At 71.0% G+C, this 2,879-nt stretch carries 4 protein-coding genes; 2 read left to right on the forward strand and 2 right to left on the reverse strand.

Annotation, left to right across the window (positions count from 1 at the left end; genetic code table 11):
- Nucleotides 1-783, reverse strand: a 783-nt coding sequence (locus tag G6020_RS11105) for a pirin family protein (protein ID WP_194306097.1), incomplete at its 3' end; no start/stop codon positions are given.
- Between the two features lie 113 nt (nt 784-896).
- Entirely contained in the window at nt 897-1,529 is a 633-nt protein-coding gene (locus G6020_RS11110) for a YdcF family protein (RefSeq protein ID WP_179523694.1), read from the reverse strand.
- Between the two features lie 125 nt (nt 1,530-1,654).
- Here G6020_RS11110 and G6020_RS11115 point away from each other — a divergent pair, with 125 nt between their 5' ends.
- Both G6020_RS11115 and tpx read left to right on the forward strand, forming a co-directional pair.
- Nucleotides 1,655-2,329: a DNA-3-methyladenine glycosylase 2 family protein gene (locus G6020_RS11115; RefSeq protein ID WP_182610673.1), complete on the forward strand. Its 675-nt coding sequence runs from the start codon at nt 1,655-1,657 to the stop codon at nt 2,327-2,329.
- Nucleotides 2,330-2,338: 9 nt separating this feature from the next.
- Complete coding sequence (gene tpx / locus G6020_RS11120) at nt 2,339-2,836, forward strand: thiol peroxidase (RefSeq protein ID WP_179523696.1); 498 nt, start codon at nt 2,339-2,341, stop codon at nt 2,834-2,836.
- The last annotated feature ends 43 nt before the right edge of the window (nt 2,837-2,879 follow it).

Genomic DNA, 2,879 nt, shown 5'->3' on the forward strand with positions numbered 1-2,879 from the left:
GCCCGCGCTCACGGTGACGGCCTCGGGGGCGAGCACGGCGGCGTCGTAGCCGAGCCGCTGCCCGTCGGCGGTCAGCTCGCCGCCGTAGTTGTACAGGACCCGGGAGGCGGACGGGTCGAACGCCGGGAGCTCGGTGCTGACCCCGGGGTCGAGGGTGACGATCCAGATGGCGAGGTGGCTGTCCGGGCGCGCGGCCCAGGAGTGCGGTGGCGGGTCGAGTGCCCGGATCCCGTCGATCTCCCCGGCGATCACCCGGACGCGCGCGGCGGCCCCCTCCTCACCGCGGACGACGACCGGGGTGTCCTCGGACCAGAACATGTCGAAGTACGGCTCGGCGGACTTGTCCTCGGGGGCCAGGTTGAGCCAGATCTGGAACAGCTCCATGGTGTTGGTCGCGTCGGGATCCAGCAGGGGGAACATCTCCGAGTGCGAGATCCCCGCACCGGCGGTGAGCCACTGTGTGTCACCGTGCCCGAAGCGGGCGGCGGCGCCCAGCGAGTCGGAGTGGTCCACCACGCCGTCGAGCACCACGGTGACGGTCTCGAAGCCGCGGTGTGGGTGCTGGGGGAAGCCGGGCACCTCTGAGCCGTGGTACATCGACCAGCCGTCCTTGCCGGAGAAGTCGCCTCCGATGGACCGGCCCTCCAGGGAGGCCGCGGGACGCATGGTCTCCCCCTCGGCCGCGGGGAACTCGTCGCGGTGGTGGACCGCGAACAGGAACGGGTCGACACCGGGCCACTGCGCGCCGAGCGGGACTACCTGACGGATGGCGGACACTGGCATCTCCTCTGACGGGACGGTAATTGCTGTCGCGTCATACAACTCCGGGCCCTGGCGGTTTGTTCCCCCCGCGGCCGAGCCCGGGTCAGCCCGGGTCAGCCCGGGTCGACCCCGGGTCAGCCCCGGGCCACCACTCCGGTCACCGGAATCCGGCCGTCGACCGCCTGGCGGAAGTTGAGTACCGCACGCTGGACGTGGTCGCCCGTGGAGACCACGACCGCGCCGGTGGTCCCGCGCTCGCGGAAGATCTGGTCGGTGAACCGGGCGTTCTGGACCGTCGAGTTGGAGTTGCCCTCCTCGGTGATCCGCCACGGTGCGATCCCGGCGCCGCGGAGCCAGTCGCCCATCGCGCGGGCCTCCGTGCGGCCGTTCTGCGGGACTCCACCGGTCACGATGATGCGGGCTGTGGGGTACTCCCGCGCGAGCCGGAAGCCTGTCCTCAGCCGCTCCTCCAGCACCGGCCGGATCCCCCCGTCGGGATAGAGGCCCGCGCCCAGGATCACGATGTCGGTGGTGAACGGATTGACCGTGAGCACCGCCGGGTCGTCGCTCGTGAGCGCGTCCAGGCCGCCGCACATCTGCAGCATCGACTGGTCGACATACTGGCAGCCCACCATGGTCAGCCCGTTGTAGAGCGCGGTGCCCGACGGGAGCTCCGCCGAACCCGCGGATGCGGTCCCTGCACCGGCCCCCAGCGCGAGCGCCGCCGTGGCCGCGACCGCTGCGAGACGGATGTGTGTCCTACGCACGATGGCGTTCCTCCCCCGAGAAAACTGTGTGACTCATTTCGTGATCCGATAGTTATCGTCGGTCACGGTACCGCTGTTACCCGTGAGGCAGGATGGGTCAGAAAACCGCCCGGTACCCTGCTCGTATGCCCGCAGGATACGACAAATCGGCCGCGGTCCGATACCTCTCCCGAGCGGACCCCGAGCTCGGACGCCACATCGAGACCGTCGGTCCGTGCACCCTCGCGCCCGCCCCGGACGCCGGACCGCACACCCTGTTCGACCGCCTGGCCTCCTCGATCCTGTCCCAGCAACTGTCGGTCAAGGCGGCCGCGACGATCGCCGGTCGACTCAGGGAACGGGCGGCCGGGCCCCGGCATCTCGACCCCGGCCTCCTCACCACCCTCTCAGACGACGAGATCCGTGCCTGCGGGGTCTCCCGACCCAAGATCGCCGCGCTCCGCGACCTCGCCGACGCGGTGGGGACCGGACGGATCCCCACCCTGGCGGAGCTGGAGGAACTCGACGACGAGGAGGTGGTCGCCTCCCTGACCACCGTCCGCGGGGTGGGCCGGTGGACGGTGGAGATGCTGCTGATCTTCCTGCTGGACAGGCCCGACGTGTTCCCCGTGGCCGATGTCGGCGTCCGGCGCGGATTCGAGCGGGTCACGGGACTCGACGGACCCCCCACCGCCGCCCGGATGCTCACCCGTGCCGAGAGCTGGGCCCCCTACCGGTCGGTCGCCTCCTGGTACCTGTGGCGGGCGGTGGACCAGACCGGCCAGGCGGTGCCCGCGCCGCCCGCGCCCGCCGTCCGGTAGAACGGACGCATGGCAACCACCGCATTCAAGGGAAACCCCGTCTCCACGTCCGGCGAGCTCCCCGCCGTCGGCACCACCGCTCCGGCCTTCGACCTGGTCGGCACGGACCTGGCGCCCGTGACCTCCGAGTCGCTCGCGGGCAAGCGCGTCGTGCTCAACATCTTCCCGAGCGTCGACACTGGCGTCTGCGCCCAGTCGGTCCGCACCTTCAACGAGAAGGCCACGGACCTGGACAACACCGCGGTCATCAACGTCTCGGCGGACCTCCCGTTCGCGCTCAAGCGCTTCTCCGCCGACGAGGGCATCGAGAACGCCTCCGCCGGTTCCACTTTCCGCAGCGACTTCGCCTCGACGTACGGCGTCAAGATGGCCGACGGCCCCCTGGCCGGCCTGTGCGCCCGCTCGGTCGTGGTGCTCGACGCCGACGGCACGGTGGTTTACACCCAGCTCGTCGACGAGATCACCACCGAGCCGGACTACGACTCCGCGCTGGCGGCACTCGCCTGATCCGCGTCGACGTCCGCCGGCCCGCCTCCATGTGGAGGCGGGC

Source organism: Dietzia sp. B19 (assembly GCF_014145155.1).
Taxonomy (GTDB): Bacteria; Actinomycetota; Actinomycetes; order Mycobacteriales; family Mycobacteriaceae; genus Dietzia; species Dietzia natronolimnaea.

What these genes read in the sequence shown, in the direction of transcription:
- G6020_RS11115 (WP_182610673.1), top strand. Translation starts at nt 1,655, where the DNA reads ATGCCCGCAGGATACGACAAATCGGCCGCGGTCCGATACCTCTCCCGA.
- tpx (WP_179523696.1), top strand. Translation starts at nt 2,339, where the DNA reads ATGGCAACCACCGCATTCAAGGGAAACCCCGTCTCCACGTCCGGCGAG.